Source organism: Streptomyces sp. NPDC052301 (genome assembly GCF_044593395.1).
Taxonomy (GTDB): Bacteria; Actinomycetota; Actinomycetes; order Streptomycetales; family Streptomycetaceae; genus Streptomyces.
Map to the genome: position 1 here is coordinate 35,368 of NZ_JBIUBE010000027.1, position 14,793 is coordinate 50,160.

General features: G+C 68.6%; 13 protein-coding genes and 3 pseudogenes. 6 read left to right on the forward strand and 10 right to left on the reverse strand.

Annotation, left to right across the window (positions count from 1 at the left end; translation table 11 throughout):
* Positions 1–14 precede the first annotated feature (14 nt).
* The gene (locus ACIHEJ_RS40195; protein ID WP_400142831.1) at positions 15–1,067 is read right to left on the reverse strand and encodes a polyprenyl synthetase family protein; all 1,053 of its coding nucleotides are present in this window, start codon (positions 1,065–1,067) and stop codon (positions 15–17) included.
* A complete protein-coding gene (locus ACIHEJ_RS40200) occupies positions 1,060–1,314 on the reverse strand; it encodes a polyprenyl synthetase (RefSeq protein ID WP_400142833.1) in 255 nt (84 codons plus the stop codon). Before ACIHEJ_RS40200 ends, ACIHEJ_RS40195 begins: the two co-directional genes overlap by 8 nt.
* A 436-nt stretch (positions 1,315–1,750) precedes the next feature.
* On the opposite strand from ACIHEJ_RS40200, the gene ACIHEJ_RS40205 reads away from it, so the two are divergent.
* From ACIHEJ_RS40205 to ACIHEJ_RS40215, 3 genes are all read left to right on the forward strand, one after another.
* Complete coding sequence (locus ACIHEJ_RS40205; RefSeq protein ID WP_400142892.1) at positions 1,751–1,915, forward strand: DUF4253 domain-containing protein; 165 nt, start codon at positions 1,751–1,753, stop codon at positions 1,913–1,915.
* 69 nt (positions 1,916–1,984) lie between these two features.
* Complete coding sequence (locus tag ACIHEJ_RS40210; protein WP_400142835.1) at positions 1,985–2,512, forward strand: hypothetical protein; 528 nt, start codon at positions 1,985–1,987, stop codon at positions 2,510–2,512.
* Positions 2,509–3,384 (forward strand): hypothetical protein, encoded by an 876-nt coding sequence (locus ACIHEJ_RS40215; protein ID WP_400142837.1) that lies wholly within the window; start codon positions 2,509–2,511, stop codon positions 3,382–3,384. Before ACIHEJ_RS40210 ends, ACIHEJ_RS40215 begins: the two co-directional genes overlap by 4 nt.
* A 66-nt stretch (positions 3,385–3,450) precedes the next feature.
* On the opposite strand, the gene ACIHEJ_RS40220 is transcribed toward ACIHEJ_RS40215, so the two are convergent.
* Together ACIHEJ_RS40220 and ACIHEJ_RS40225 are read right to left on the reverse strand one after the other, a co-directional pair.
* Entirely contained in the window at positions 3,451–3,759 is a 309-nt protein-coding gene (locus ACIHEJ_RS40220; protein WP_400142839.1) for a hypothetical protein, read from the reverse strand.
* A gap of 54 nt (positions 3,760–3,813) precedes the next feature.
* Positions 3,814–5,067, reverse strand: a complete 1,254-nt coding sequence (locus ACIHEJ_RS40225; RefSeq protein WP_400142841.1) for an alpha/beta hydrolase family protein — start codon at positions 5,065–5,067, stop codon at positions 3,814–3,816.
* 102 nt (positions 5,068–5,169) lie between these two features.
* Between ACIHEJ_RS40225 and ACIHEJ_RS40230 the strand changes: the two genes are divergently transcribed.
* Complete coding sequence (locus tag ACIHEJ_RS40230; protein WP_400142843.1) at positions 5,170–6,129, forward strand: ArsR/SmtB family transcription factor; 960 nt, start codon at positions 5,170–5,172, stop codon at positions 6,127–6,129.
* A gap of 112 nt (positions 6,130–6,241) precedes the next feature.
* Here the strand turns inward: ACIHEJ_RS40230 and ACIHEJ_RS40235 are convergent.
* Positions 6,242–7,497 (reverse strand): annotated as a pseudogene (locus ACIHEJ_RS40235) (IS256 family transposase).
* A 374-nt stretch (positions 7,498–7,871) separates the two neighbouring features.
* Positions 7,872–8,537 carry a nitroreductase gene (locus ACIHEJ_RS40240; RefSeq protein WP_400142845.1) on the reverse strand — a complete coding sequence of 222 codons (666 nt, stop codon included), beginning with the start codon at positions 8,535–8,537 and terminating at the stop codon, positions 7,872–7,874.
* A gap of 123 nt (positions 8,538–8,660) precedes the next feature.
* Here ACIHEJ_RS40240 and ACIHEJ_RS40245 point away from each other — a divergent pair.
* A pseudogene (locus tag ACIHEJ_RS40245) lies at positions 8,661–9,137 on the forward strand (IS5 family transposase); the annotation flags it as partial.
* Positions 9,138–9,201: 64 nt separating this feature from the next.
* Positions 9,202–10,075 (forward strand): annotated as a pseudogene (locus ACIHEJ_RS40250) (IS5 family transposase).
* 18 nt (positions 10,076–10,093) lie between these two features.
* On the opposite strand, the gene ACIHEJ_RS40255 reads toward ACIHEJ_RS40250, so the two are convergent.
* The 4 genes from ACIHEJ_RS40255 to ACIHEJ_RS40270 form a co-directional block, all read right to left on the reverse strand.
* Entirely contained in the window at positions 10,094–10,591 is a 498-nt protein-coding gene (locus tag ACIHEJ_RS40255; protein ID WP_400142846.1) for a DUF1877 family protein, read from the reverse strand.
* Positions 10,592–10,680: 89 nt separating this feature from the next.
* Positions 10,681–11,724, reverse strand: coding sequence for a hypothetical protein (locus ACIHEJ_RS40260; RefSeq protein WP_400142847.1), 1,044 nt, complete (start codon positions 11,722–11,724; stop codon positions 10,681–10,683).
* Positions 11,725–12,122: 398 nt separating this feature from the next.
* A complete protein-coding gene (locus ACIHEJ_RS40265; protein WP_400142849.1) occupies positions 12,123–12,917 on the reverse strand; it encodes a hypothetical protein in 795 nt (264 codons plus the stop codon).
* Positions 12,918–13,180: 263 nt separating this feature from the next.
* Positions 13,181–14,575 carry a patatin-like phospholipase family protein gene (locus ACIHEJ_RS40270; RefSeq protein ID WP_400142851.1) on the reverse strand — a complete coding sequence of 465 codons (1,395 nt, stop codon included), beginning with the start codon at positions 14,573–14,575 and terminating at the stop codon, positions 13,181–13,183.
* Positions 14,576–14,793: the final 218 nt, after the last annotated feature.

Consider the following 14,793-nt stretch of genomic DNA (forward strand, 5'->3'; position numbering starts at 1 on the left):
TCGGGGCAGGCGGGTCAGTGGTGGCGGTCGGTGGCCACGTGGGCAAGGTCGGTCAGGGCCCCCCGGGCCGGGTGCGGCATGTCGAGCGCGTCCAGGCAGCTGACGGCGTCCCGCACCCGAGAAGCGATCATGGCCTCCACCCGCTCGGGCGCCTTGAGCGTGACCATCAGCTCGCGCACGTCGCGCAGATGTTCCTCGGTGAGGTCCCTGCGGCCCAGTACGCCCGCGAGATGCTCGCGCTGGGCGGGCGAGGCGGCCTGCCAGGCCGTGGCCAGCAACGCGGTGGGCCGCTGTCCGCGGATGTCGTCCAAGCTCGCCTTGCCGGTGCGGCCGGTCTCGCCGAACAGACCCAGCAGGTCGTCGCGTAGCTGGAACGCCTCGCCCAGTGGCAGGCCGTACGCGGACAGTCCCGCTCGCAGCCGGGCGGTGGCTCCGGCGAGCAGGCCGCCGATGAGCAGGGGTTGCTCGACGGTGTACTTGGCGGTCTTGTAGCGCACGACCTTCAGTGAGACGTCCGGGTCCGGGTGTGCGCCGGTGTGGAGGATCTCCAGGCACTCGCCGGCGATCAACTCCCGTGCCAGCTCCGCCCACATGGGACGCGCACGGGCGAGGTATGCGGCGGGCAGGCCGCTGGTGGCGAAGAGTTGCCCCGCCAGCGCCATCAGATGGTCCCCGACCAGCATGGCCAAGGAGCGGGCGGCAGCTCGGGCCCCGGGACGGCCGGTGACGGCGGCCCGCAGCGCGACGTGGGCGGTGGGCAGGCCGTGTCGCAGCGGGCTGTCGTCGATGAGGTCGTCGTGTACCACTGCTGCGGCATGGACCAGTTCCATGGAGGCTGCCGCGCGCGTCAGGGGGCCGCTGTCGGGCTGGCCGGCCGCACGCCATCCCCAGTAGCAGAACGCCGCGCGCAGCCGCTTGCCGTGCCCGGCCACCGCCTGCAGCTGCTCGGCCACCGGCTGGAGCGCGCCGTCGATCGCGCAGAGCTGCTCGGCCTCCTCCGCAAGGACTTCGGTCAGGACGGTGTCGATGGTGTTCTTGAACTCGGCGGGGACGAAGCGTTCAGGCATCGCCGCCGGCAACCGTCTGCCGGGACCGTGCGTGCTGGGCCAACACCTCGAGGTGGGCGGCGGGAGCGGCAGCGCAACGGTCCAGCGCGATACGGCCGCGAGCCATCAGGTCCTGCTGCGCATCACGTGCGATGTCAGGCCCGTCGGCGCGGCGCAGCAACTGGTGGACAGTTCCCACGGCCGAGCTGATCGTGGTGACAGCCAGGTCCGTCAGGCCAGCGACGAGCAACACCGCCTGCTCGTCCAAGTCGCCACTGCCGCGCCTCGATGTCATGTGGAGCGCCCCTCACTGTCGCATGATGCGGCACAGGCAGGTCGAAGCCCTGTACCGATCACAGCATGACCGCGCCGGCCGTCCGCGTTATCCGCATTACCTCATCGAGTGACGGGCAGGAACGCACGTCCACCCTGCACAGACCGCCGGCTCAGCCCGCGCTACGAGCCTCATACCGCAGCTGCCGGCGTGAGTCGGCGTGGTGAGCGGTCCGGTACGGGTTCCTCGCGGTCCGGCGTGGCTCGCGGGCAGCAGCGCCCGCTGGAGACTGGGCTGCGGCTGACGACCGCTCGGAGGGGCAGCTCAGACAGCGCTGAAGCCCACGGCACGCCTGTGGCCGTTGCCGTGCGGGCATGTCTCGGAAACTGCGGCTGCCCGGATCGGGGATGGGTCGTGTCAGTGAGCGCGGCTGTCTCCGTCGCGCGGCCGCCCCCGGGAGGCCGATCATGCCAGTCATCTCGCTCTCGAACATGTGCTGACCGGCGCCGACAACATCAACGACGGCACCGTCCCGTACCGCGACTACGCCGCCTCACTCGTCGACTCTCCCGTCTGGTCCTTGTGGCGGGACTGACAACGGCCGACACAGCAAGCTGAGCTGTCGGCGTGTGATCAGGCGGCAGGCGAGTTCCAGGAAGGCTTCATGGAGGTCGGCGACCTGGTGCCGGACGTCCTTCCGACGGGTTGTGCGGGAACCGGCTGCCTGATCACCGATTGGTCTGGGACGCTACATCCGCTGGACGGTGCCATTGCCGGGGGGACGGTTATGCAGGAGACGATGTCCATCGCTTACGGTGCGGTGGGCGGCCTCGTCGTGGAGGTCGTGGTCTTCTACGGACGGGTTGCAGCATGGCAGGCGGCCCGGCACCGTGCCCTCGAAGGGAACAGACGGCGAAAGCAGTTGCCCAGGCTCGACAAGTTCGTCGATCCCCCGTCAGACGCCATGGCGGCCCTGACGCGGCTATCGCTTGGCGCTGGGGCCGGATGGATCTTTTCACCACAACTCACCGGAGCGTTGGCCACAGTTGCCGTCGGCGCTTCTGCGCCGGCGTTGCTCAGGCAGTTGGGCAACGCCCGCACTCTTCAGGCACTGATCACCACGACGCACTCAAGTGCAGAGACAGGTGAGCCGGTCGTTCTGCCGGACGAGGCGGAGGCAGCCGAGTCATGAGCAAGCTCGCGCAGAGGTACTGGGCGTCACTGTCGGATACCGATGTTCCATCCCTTGACCAGATGATCGAACGGGGACGGTCACGGGAGGGGGCGCTGTGGCGAAGGTATTTGGCTTCCCTCCTCGATGTGCCGATGACGCAGGCGGCAGCTCTGGATCGAAGGCAGACGAACGGCGATGCATCGGCCTCCGACGCAGCGCCGGCTTCGACCGCGTTCCACGCTCTGGACACGGCCTTCGACGTCGGGGCAGCGGCTGAGCAGCCTCCCAGGCGTTGGTGGGGGGGCACCAGCATGGCGTTTGCCGCCCTGCTCATCATTGTCATGGCCTTCGGTGCTGCTCGTCTGCTGTCACCTGCTCCAAGGTCTGCTCCGCCCAGTACGCCGGTCACCGCGGACTATCACACGGTCAGGGATCCAGCCGGATTCACAGTCGTCGTCCCACGCGGCTGGCCCCGAAAGCAAGTGCAGGGTGAGCTGACGCCGGTGGTCTACTACGACTCTCCCGAAGACGGGCGCCAACTTCAGATCTTCGAGGCCGCGGAAAGCAGCCCCATGGAATCCCTCAGCCTTGCCGAGAAAGATCCCGACTACGGCTACACCAGCCAACCCGGCTACAAGGCTCTGCACCGCGCCTCAGGAACCGACTGGGCGGAACTCACCTACCGCTACAACGACAAAGACAAAGGAGCTCTGCAAGTCAACGACCATCGCTTTCGAGCGGCGGACGGCAACGTCTACGCGATCCGCACAAGCAGCTCCACGTCACTCCCTCTCATCCTCATCCGCGAACCACTCGACATCGCAGTGCGCTCCTTCTGCCCGTCAAGCGCCGTCTGCACGACGCAGACCTTCCCCACGGGCACTCCGTAGGCCTACAGCTCACACTGCTGCAGTGGCGCTCTACTCTGGTCTGCGGGGCCTCTCACGAGGCCGCCGTCAGGGACCAAGCACGCCCAGCGCGCCGAGTACGAGGCATGCGGTACCGAAGAGGAAGAACCCACCCATGGCGATCATGGCTGCACCGAGCCTCCCGACGCCGGCACGAGTAATTGTCAATACCTGTGGATGGAGCAATGCCCGCAGTGACTGCGGTGTGGCCCGCCAGGCAAGGAGCATCCGTCGCCGCGCGCTCGTTGCCAGCGCGGCAGACGCGTAGTGCCGCTCGGCTCGGGCGATGCAGGCGGTCGAGGCGAGGTGCAGGGCGGCCAGTGCGCCAGCCCCGAAGGTCATGCCGGGGTTCTGCACCGTCAGACCGAGGGCGGCGCAGCCCATCCCGATGTTGCACCTGTTTCTTTCGGATCAGCGGGCGGCCAGGTGCCGTGCGAAGAACCCACGCACCGCATGGCGGACCTTCGGAACCGAGACGGTCGGGTCGATGTCGCCGATCACCTTGTCCCTCCCCACCGCCGTCATCAACCCCGCCGCCTGGAGCTGGGGGAGCATCGCGGCGTAGTCGGTGAAGACCCAGTGGTTGGCGTCGGCGATGCGCATGCTGCGGACCCACCGACCCGAGCGGGCGGCTACGGCCGACCAGGAGCGATCCAGCTCAGGTCGGCGGTCGAACTCATCGGTGCCGAGCAGCAGCAGCGGACGGTCCACTCCGTCCACTGTGACCGGGAACGGTTCGGCGCTGCCGTCGGGTGTGGCGGGCGGGTAGTCCAGGTAGCCCTCCAGGTTGATCCCGGCGCGCACCCGCCGGTTCTCGTACATCACCTCGGCGACAGCGCTCCCGCCCGCCGAGTGCCCGTACACGCCGACGCGGCGCAGGTCGAGCGCCTCGGCGAGCCCGGGCGGCAGTGGCAGGTCGGCTGGCCGCCCGAGCCGGTCGAGGACGAAGTGCAGGTCGGCGATGCGCGCGTCGATCATGGTGTGGGCGACGGCCGGCTGGTCCCGCGGGTCGCCGCGGAAGACCGTCGTCCGCGTCTGCTCGTCCCGGAAGGTCGTCACGCCCGGGAACTCGACCGCGGCGGCGTCGCCGGGGTGGTCGACCGAGACGACCACGGCTCCGTGGCTGGCCAGGTCCTCAGCCAGGAGCGTCCCCAGGCCGCGCGGGTCGCCGCCGCCCGGGCTGTGCACCAGCACCGGACGCCTGCCCGGCAGCGCCGCGGCGCCCGGATGCGAGTGGGACAGGGTGGCGCCCCAGTCCACACCGGCGGCGGGCAGGTGGAGGGGGCTGCGCGGAGTGACCTGTCCGAACACGCTCGCGGCCTGCGGCGGCAGCTGCGGAGCCGGGGGTAGGCCAGTGGCCTCGCGGGCCGGGTAGAAGACCGTCAGCATCAGCTCCCGCACCGGGATCGCGGGATCCCACGGGTCACGTCGGGAACCGTCGACGAGGTACACCGACTGACACCCCACCGGGTGGCGGCCGGTCGGCGCGGGCAGGGTGAGCACGGCGTCGCCCGGGACCGAATCCGCAGTAGTGGGACGGTCCGCCGCCGTGGGACGAGAGTCGGCGTGGGCACGTCGGCTGCCGACGCCCAACACCAGCGCGGCGGAGCCCAGCAGCGCGGACCTGGTGACGGCGCGTCGGCTGATCGAGAAGTCGTAGGTCATGTCGTGCATGCTGTCCCGCCGGGCCCGGCGCGGGCGATCATTTAGGCTCGGGGCTCAAGGATGGCGCCCTGGACACTGTCAGGCCGATACGCAGGGGGCGTCGTGCTCCGGATCCACTTCACGCCGGACGACTTCGCCCGGGTCAGCCTCGCGCCCCGGCCAGCCCCGCTCCAGGAACTCAACGTGGCGCTGGCGATGATGTGCCGCCGGGATGGCGACCTGCTCCACGGCCCTTGGCGGCGCAGAGTGCTGCGTGCCCTGCCGAAGGCGGTCGACCCGCTCGCGGACCTCGTCCCGGCCGGGCGGGCGCCGAGCTTCCTGGACGTGGTGGCGGACTCCCTCCCAGAGGCCCTGGAACAGATCCGCTCGACCCCGGCCGAGGTGGTCAGCGCCGAACTGGAACGCGTCTACGCACCCACGCGAACGCCCACGCCGGCGTGGATCCACGACCTGCACCGAGGTGACGCCGATGCCTGGCGCCTGATCCACCGCGCGCAGCACGCGGCATTCGAGGCGCTGCTTGGCCCGGTCTGGGCGCAGGTGCAGGACCTGCACCACGCCGAGTTCGTGCGCCGGGCTGTGCAACTCGCCGAAGGCGGCGTCGGCTTGCTGCTGGCCGGGCTGCTGCCGGGCGCCCGTCTGCACGGCGGAATCTGGGAACTCCCAGGCCGGCCGCAGGACGTCCACCTCGGCGGGCGCGGGCTGCTTCTGCTGCCCAGCTTCCACTGGTCCGGCGGGCCGCTGCTGTCCAACCTCCCGGACCGCCCGGTCGCGCTCACTTACCCGGCCGGTCCTGGCTTCCCGCCGCAGCCCGGCGGCTCCACCGGCCCGCAGGCGCTGATCAAGGTGATCGGGACCACCCGCACCGAGCTGCTGCACCTACTGGCCGAAGACCGCACCACGACCGACCTCGCCCGACACCTCCATGTCAGCGCCGCGACGGTCTCCGCCCACACAGCGGCCCTTCGCGGCGCCGGGCTGATCTCCACGACGCGCGCCGGGAAGGCCGTTCTGCACCGGCGCACCACGCTCGGCAGCCTGCTGCTGCGGCAGTGCGCCTAGAGTGAACCGCCCTGACATCGGTAAGCAGTGTCTTCGCCGACGTTTCGGTTGCGGCTGTTACCCGAAAAACACCGAAGCAATTGTCAAGGGTTGTGAATTGGGTGATGTGTGATCAGGCTGCGGCGACCTCTTCGTCGCGCTCGACCAGGACGCCGTTCTCGAAGCGGGCTCCCGCTCGGACTAGGGCGACCAGGTGGGCGCCGGTGATCGCGCGCCATCGGGACTGGGCGGACTCGACCAGCTTGAATACCATCGCCAGCGCGGCGGCGGGGCTGCCGGCGCCGCGGGTGACCTCGGTGCGGAGCTTGACCGTGGAGAACGTGGACTCGATGGGATTCGTGGTGCGCAGGTGGATCCAGTGCTGGGCCGGGAAGTCGTAGAACGCCAGCAGCTCCTCGCGGTCCTCGGTGATCTTCGCGACCGCCTTGGGCCACTTGGCGCCGTAGGTGCGCGCGAACGCCTCGATCGCCTTCTCGGCGCGCGCGGTCTTCGGCGTTGTAGATCTCCTGCATCGCTTTCGTCGCGCCCGGCTGTGCGGACTTCGGCAGGGCATTCGTGACATTCCAGGCTTTATGGACCCAGCACCGCTGGTGACGGGCGGTGGGGAACACCTCGGCCAGCGCCTTCCACAACCCCATCGCGCCGTCGCCGACGACCAGTTCGGGGTCGCGCATCCCCGCGGCGGCGGCAGTCGCGCAGCAGGTCGGCCCACGACTCGGTGGATTCGCGCAGTCCCTCCGCGAGCGCGATCAGTTCCTTGGTGCCGTCCGTGCGCACCCCGAGCAGGACCAGCACGCACGAGTGCGCCTGGCCGAGCCGGACCTTGGGGTGCACACCGTCGGCCCACACGTAGACGTAGTCGCGGTCCGACAGGTCCCGGTCCTGGAAGGCGGCGTGGTCGTCGCTCCACTGTCTGGTCAGCCGGGTCACCGTCGCGGGTGACAGGCCGGCCGCGCCGCCGAGGAACTGCTCCAGCGCGGGCACGAAGTCTCCGGATGACAGGCCGTGTAGGTAGAGCAGCGGCAGCACCTCGGAGATCTTCGGCGACTTGCGGCACCACGGCGGCAGGATCTTCGAGGAGAAGCGCTTGCGCTCGCCGGTCTCCTCGTCGGCGCGGCGGTCGTTCACCCGCGGGGCCCTGACCTCGACCGGCCCGGCGGCGGTGACCACGGCCCGGGGCCGGTGGTGGCCGTTGCGGACCACCAGGCGACGGCCTCGCTCGTCCGTCTCCGCCGCCAACTCGGCTATGTACTGGTTGACTTCGGCTTCCAGCGCGGCGGCGAGCATCCTGCGGGCGCCCTCGCGCACGATCTCGTCGATCAGGTAGCCGGACTGCGTGGAGCCATCGGAGGTGACTACGCTGAGCACAGGCGTGCCTTCCCGACCCGCGCTGCGAACGCGGGCCTACTCGGTGACCATCACAGGATCATTCGGGACGGTACGCCCTTCGCATCCCTCCCGGAACCGATCCACAAGTCCTGAGCATTGCTCCGCCGGCACTCCTGCCCTCTTGCTGCACCAGCGAGCCCACGCCTTCTGTCTGAAGCCGAGATATGCAGGTGGCCGTCCGGTCCGCCGCAGCATTCGCCCGACGCTGATGAGCGCTACGCCGAAGACCAGCGTGAGCAGGCTCGTCTGCAGCTGGTAGGCCGGGTCGTGCCCGTCCGAGACAGCAATGATCACGGCTGCATTCGTGTCGGGCTGGTGCTAGGCCCTGTCCTGTCGATCTCGGCCGTCAGCGGTCACACTCCGATGAAGCTCACCGTTTCCGTCATGTCTGCCCGCCCGGTACGCAGCCTTGGCACGCCTTCCTTCTCAAATCCCACTGAGATGCCGCAGTACAGCACAAGCTCGCCATCGGCTCCCACTGTTCGGCTGACGGTCTTGCGGTACATGGTCCACATCACCTGGGGGCAGCTGTGCAACCCTTCCGCCCTCAGCAACAGCATGACCGTCTGCAAGTACATCCCCGCATCACCCCACTGTCCGGGCCCCATCGTCCGGTCGAGGTAGCAGAACAAGACGACCGGCGCTCCGAACGCCTCCGAGTTCAAGGTAGCGATCTTCTGGGGCCGGTCGGGGTCGTCGCGCTCAATCCCCAGCGCTTCGTATCGCTGAGCCGCCGCAGCGGAGAAGCGGTCCAGATACGGCGAGGTCAGTTCGTCCGGGTACATCGGATACTCCCGCTCATCACCCAGGTCTCCCGCCAGTGCCCTGGCCGTCGCGCGCCTCTTCAGTTCGGCCAAGGGTTCGCCGCTCACGACATACATGTGCCACGGCTGGAGGTTCCCGCTGGACGGAGCCCGCGTTGCTGCGGTCAGCACTCGTTCGAGGACCTCCTTGGGCACCGGCTCATCGCTGAACGCCCGTACGGCCCGGCGGCTGTCCACGGCCTCATACACATCCACGTCTTCGCGTCCTCTCATTCAACCGGGCCCCTCCACCGTATTCAGCGGTCAGGACCGAACATCGCTGGGGGCTGGACGATGTTCCGACGATCAGTCAGTCGTTGGTACGACTATGGGGAGTTCGGCCGCTCGCGTGGCGGGTTCACTACCAAGATCCACCTGAGTGCGGACGGCCGCTGCCGGGTGCTCTCGCTGGTCATCACGCCCGGGCAATACGCCGACTGCACCCAGTTCGAGTCGGTCATGGACAGGATCCGCGTGCCGCGGCTGACCTGCGGCAGGCCGCGCACCAAGCCGGACAGTGTCAGCGCCGACCAGGGCTACAGCAACCGCCGAACCCGCCGTTACCTGCGCAGACGAGGAATCCGGCACGCCATCCCGGAGAAGGCCGACCAGGCCGCCAACCGGGTCCGGCGCGGCAGCGCCGGGGGTCGGCCGCCCGGTTTCGACCAGCACCGCTACGAGAAGCGCAACACCGTTGAACGGGCGATCAACAGGCTGAAGACCTTCCGCGCGGTTGCGACCAGGTTCGACAAGCGCGGCTACGTCTACCTCGGCACCGTCACCGCAGCCGCACTCGTCATCTGGCTCCGCTCGTGATCGCCAGGACAGGCCCTAGGGCGTGTATCGAAAGTGGATCTTGAGCATGCGATGATCTCGATTCGTGGGGCGAGGAGATCTGACGGATGCGCAGTGGGCGGTGCTGGAGCCGCTGTTGCCGAAGGGCAAGAAGTCGGGCCGGCCGGCGATATGGACCCGGCGACGACTGATCGACGGCATACGGTGGCGGACCCGAACAGGGACGCCGTGGCGGGATGTTCCGGAGCGGTACGGGCCCTGGGGTCGGGCGTACGACCTGTTTCGCCGCTGGCAGCGAGACGGTATCTGGCAGCGGATCTTTACCGAGCTGCAGGCCCGGGCCGACGCCCAGGACCTGATCACCTGGGACCTCAACGTCGACTCCACCATCGTCCGGGCCCACCAGCACGCGGCTGGGGCAAGGAAAAGGGGGACCTGCAAAAGGAACCGCCCGGCGGCATCGTCATTGAGCCGGACGACCATGGGCTCGGGCGCTCCCGCGGCGGCCTGACCACGAAGCTACACCTGGCCGCCGAGCAGGGGCAGAAGCCCATGTCCATCGTGGTCACAGCCGGACAGCGCGGCGACTCCCCGCAGTTCGAGCCCGTCCTGGACAAGGTCCGCGTGCCCCGCATGGGGCCGGGCAGGCCGCGCACTCGGCCCGATCGCGTGCGCGCCGACAAAGCGTACGCTTCCCGGAAAAACCGCGCTTACCTGCGCAGACGTAGAATCCGCTGCACCATCCCTGACAAGGTCGACCAGGCCCGCAACCGAAAGAAGCTCGGCCCCGCGGCGGCCGTCCACCGAAGTTCGACCCGGAGGACTACAAGGCCCGGCACGCCGTCGAGTGCGGCATCAACCGGCTGAAGCGGCACCGGGCCGTCGCCACGCGATACGACAAACTTGCTGTCCGCTACGAAGCGACATTGCTGGTCGCCGCCATCAACGAATGGCTGTGACCGGCACGCGACCACGCCTCAAGCCCATACCGCCCTGACCACGGCGTGGCCCGCTGCAGCCGCCCGCCCGTAGAACGCTTGGAGGCCCCTGTGATAGTCGAGGAACTCCTGCCTGACCTGCGCTTCGTCCCAGCCGGCCCAGACGAGCTTGGCACCGGCGACGTTCCACAGCCCGTCGAAGGAGACACTCGCGAGGAAGCCTGCGGCCTGTGACACCCCAGGCGGCTCCAGAATCCCCAGGGGCGGGTTGGAGGGGTCGGCATCGGCGCTGTGTGCCACGGGGCGCCCGCCGTAAATCGGCAGCTCCCAAGAGTCGTCGGCATCCGCATCGAGGACATCGGCAGCGGCATACAGGTCATTGACGGAGCCCCAGACCTTGTCGATCGACTCGGCGATGCCCGCTGCGTACTCGTCGGGGTGGTTCTCCCAAGCCTCCCACATGAACGCTGCAAGCCAGGTGTGGTCGTCCCGGATCTCGGATTCCGCGACGGCGCGCATGTGCATGTGGATGCTCACGGCGACGAGTCCTCCCAGTTCGGCGGCCCGCCTGTCGGGCCGAACGGAGAGAACCTACTCGACGGCACTGACGGCGCGATGCTCGTCTCTTAACGCCGGGATGCCCGGCTCTGCCAGGACGCCCTCCGACACCCGAGCGCCGCGTATCGTCGAGATCGAGCACTGCGGACAGGTACACATCCGAACGGACTTTCGCAACAGGCCCTAGCGGTGGTGCGTGGGCGTGAGCCGACAAGTGATCTCGGCATGCCGGCGCCCGCCACGACGGCGGCGAGGTGCAGCACTGCGGCGACGGCGAGGTTTTCCGGCAGGGTGAGGTCGGTCGGGTGGGCCAGGGCTACGAACAGGGTGAGGGGCAGTTTCCAGCCGCTCCACGCGAAGAGCGAGCCCGACCCGAGCCAGCCGAGCGTCAGCAGGAGGTGGTGGGGCACTCGGGCGGGACGTTGTCGGGCGAGCGTCCAGATGGCGGCGGATCCGGCGATGGCCCATAGCGCACCCACGCCCGTCAGCAGGTACCCATCGGTGTTCCGCTCCGCCGGGTGTGCGACTCCGAGGGTGCCGCCAACTGCCCAGTGCAGCCAGGCAAGTCCGACGACGGCTGCGACGGCAGCGGCCCATGGCACAGCGGTACGGGGGCTGTCCCCGACTCGTGCGGTGAACGCTTCCGGCCAGCGACGCCGCAGGTAGGCGGGGAGCGCGAGGGCCAGCCCCAGCCCCATCCCGATGAAGCTGAACTGGATCAGCGCGCCTCCCCAGCCAGGCATGGCGGAGTCGTCGCCCCCACTGTTCGCTGTGTCGCCGCGTACGGCATCCAGTACCGTACTGAGCACGGCGTACGGCAGGATCGACACGAGGAATCCTGCCCCTGCCCAGGCGCAGAAGGCCACCAGCCACCCAGGTATCCGCATGCCCCAGGGCCGCACCAGGGCGAGCGCCAGGGCGATACCGATCCCCGCCATGCCGATGGTCACGGTATTGAGGAGGACCCAACCGGCCAGGTTGAAGCCCTTCCCGATCGGCGCCAGTCCCAGCAGCGAGCCGACGACCCACGACACCTTGATCAACAAATAGGACGACACTGCCAGCGCCGCCCCGTATCCCGCGCACCGTCCGACCCGGTCCCAGCGTTCCACCTGGATGCCCCTTTCTCGGCGGGGACTCCAGCCTCGGACATCACCCTGCTCGTGTACGTCCACCACCGGGAGCGTTCACGTCCGCCGGACGGTGGAGCCCGGTCTCGTCATCCAGACGGACCGGGCACGCGCCACCCTGACGAACGCTCCCTCGCAAACCGCAGGCTCAGTGCCGATGGTGGGTCACTCATGCCACGACGGTGGCGGTTCGTTCGACGAGTTGTCCTCGTTCGAAGCGGGCTCCAGCGCGGACGAGGGCGACGAGGTGGGGTGCGTTCACAGCCCGCCACCGCTGCTGGTCTTGAGCATTGCTCGCAGATCCGGGAAGTCGGTATGTGCCCGCCTCTCACTCCCCAGAGCCTGAACCCGCCGCCCGCATGCCGTACTCGCTTCGGGAATCACGCCGTCGTCGACACACTCTGGGCCGTACGGGCTGGGAGGGGGGCGATCTGGCCGGTGGCGGCGAGCGCCAGGCGGGAGAACAGGGTGCCGGAGAAGCCGAACAGCAGGGCAATCGCCAAGGAGATGGGGCGCGAGGGGGCGCTCCAGGAGTTCTCCAGAAAGACCCGGCCGAGGAGATTGAGCTCTGGATCGGCCAGCATCCGTACCAGGAGCAGCCCGCCTGGTGCCGCAAGCGCCCCACCCACCGGCGCCAGGACGAGCACTCCCCAGGAGGACGGCCGCTGGGAACGCATGACGCCGATCAGGGGGGACAGAAAGCCTCCGAGGCCGCCGACGAGCATGGAGAGGCGGTGGTCGAAGACCAGCCCGATCAGCAGGACAGCGCCCAGCCCGGTGAGCGCCAGCCACAGCGCGGTGCGCTGAAGCTCGTACTCGCGCTCGTACTCGGTGTCCTCCGTGTCGTGTAGTTGCTCCATGGCGGCGACGAGGATGGCGCGCTCGGACGAGACGTCACCGTGGTGCTCGGCGAGTTCCCTCACGAGCCGGTCGTTGACCGGGCCGGGATCGGTGATCAGGCGCAGTCGCAGGGACTGGGCGCGCAGCGCAATTTCCTCTTGCGGCTCCAGACGCAGGAGTTGCGTCTCCGCCTCGTGCACCGTCCGCCAGGCCGCGGAGAGTTTGGACAGCGGGATGGCGACGACCGAATGCCGGGGCAGCAGTCGCCAAACGACCTGCCCGTTCCTCTCGAGCGCGTCCAGCCGTTCGGTGACAGCGGTGAGGGCCGAGGCCATGGCAGGCGAGGTCGGTGCGCCGGGGCTATCGGGTGAAAGGGCCGCAGCAACGACCGCCGCCCGTGCGCGGCAGTCCCGGATCCGCGCCTGGAGCAGCCGGTATCTCGGGGCAGCGATCAGCCCCCGGGAGGTGATGTACACCACCATCAGATAACAGGCACAGACCAGCCACAGCCCCCAACGCCCATCCTGCGCGATGTACTTCCACATTGCGTCCCCCTCTGTTGGCAGTGCCATGTGCTCATGCAGGGCAGCGGTCGCCGTCACACCGTCCCAGCGTCGCGGCGCGCCGCGAAAAAGGCACGGCCTGCCTGGTATCCGTGCTCCTGCATGGCCTGGATGCGGCGCCGCGACGCCCAGACCGTTGTGAGCCCGATTCGCTTCTCGCACAGCCGGACATGGTGGATTTCCGGGACACGCGGGGTTTTTAACCCGAATCGTCCGTCGAGCTCATTGGTGATCTTCGCGACGGTCCTCGCTCCCCGCAGGCCCCTGCGTTCCTCGACCCGGTCCGTCGCGATGGTCATGGCTTCGGCGCTTACGGCCCGGAGCAACTGCCTGCGGCAGGCACCCTTGAGACCGGAGAGGAATGCTTCCCGATCCCACCGGTTCTTGGCAATGTCCAGGATGAGGATCTCGTGGAGGCCTTGGTCCAGCAGGGGAAAGACCGGAATGTTGTCGGCGGAGCCACCATCTCGGAAGAGCCGGCCGTCGTGCAGCCGTCCCGGGAGCATGCCGAGTGGCAACGCCGCGCTCGCAGCGGCGATGGCGAGGGAGTCACTGCGTTCCTTGATGTGCACGTAGTGCGGCATCAGTGTGGGGCGCACTACGGGTTCGATGTCGCCCCTCAACACACTTGTCACCCGCTCCAGTCCGGTCAACTGCCGACCAGGTGGCGGGTAGTACTCGATGTTCGAGTAGTCGAAGATGCGCTCCGCGACCGACACTGTGGCGAAGACCCGCGGGGCTCCTGCTCGCGGCTTGGATCCGGGCGGGACGACCTCTTCGAGTCTGACGTCGAGCAAGGAGCGGAACAGAGTGAAACCGCTGCTCTCCGCACGCCGGGCGATGCGCGGTGCCATCGTCACGACGACGGCGCTTCCGAGGGCGAACAGCACCAGGCCGTAACCGAACTCACCGGACTCCGTCGAGACGCCGAAATCACCCGCGAAGAACGAGCAAGCGGCACCGGTCGTGAGGACGGGGATGAACACAATGCAACCATGGGCTGTGAGCGTCCAGGGGTTCCTCTGCTTCGTGGAGATGGCCGTTTCGGTGTCCGTAAGCAGCTGGCCCTGCGCCCCGCCGAAGCGCAACGTGCCGAACATCCAGTAGAGGGGGATCCAGGGTGCGAGCAAGAACCAGCAGACCAACCGGACCACTGTGCCGACTGGATAAGGCTGGTAGAAGTGTCCGAAGGTGACCTTCTCTTGCCAGTACGCAACGAGTTGGCTTGGCGTCAGGTAGCGCAGCAGAAAGGCGTTCAGCGTTCCCACCGACGTGCCGCTCACGACGTCCGGCTGAAATCCGAACTCCTCGGCAGCCTTCAGGAAACCCGTCTGGTACGCCCCCCGGAAACCCCCGCCCGACAGCACGAGCCCTGTGCGCCGACGTTGCGGTCGAGCACGTACGGCCCGTAAGCCCCTTTTCTGACTCACGCACGCACACTACCGTCGCCGACTGATCCGCGTCGGTCTTCGCGGCAAGCTGCCGCCGTCGACGAGAGATTCACGGCGCCAGGGGCCAGGCACCGGCACACACCCGCACGGCGCGCGCATGGCCCGGTACCCCTTCGGCTGCATCGAACAGGGCATCCGCCAGTGGCACAAGTCGGCGGCACCGAGCATGGCTTGACCGCAAGAGGGGCGGGGAAGGT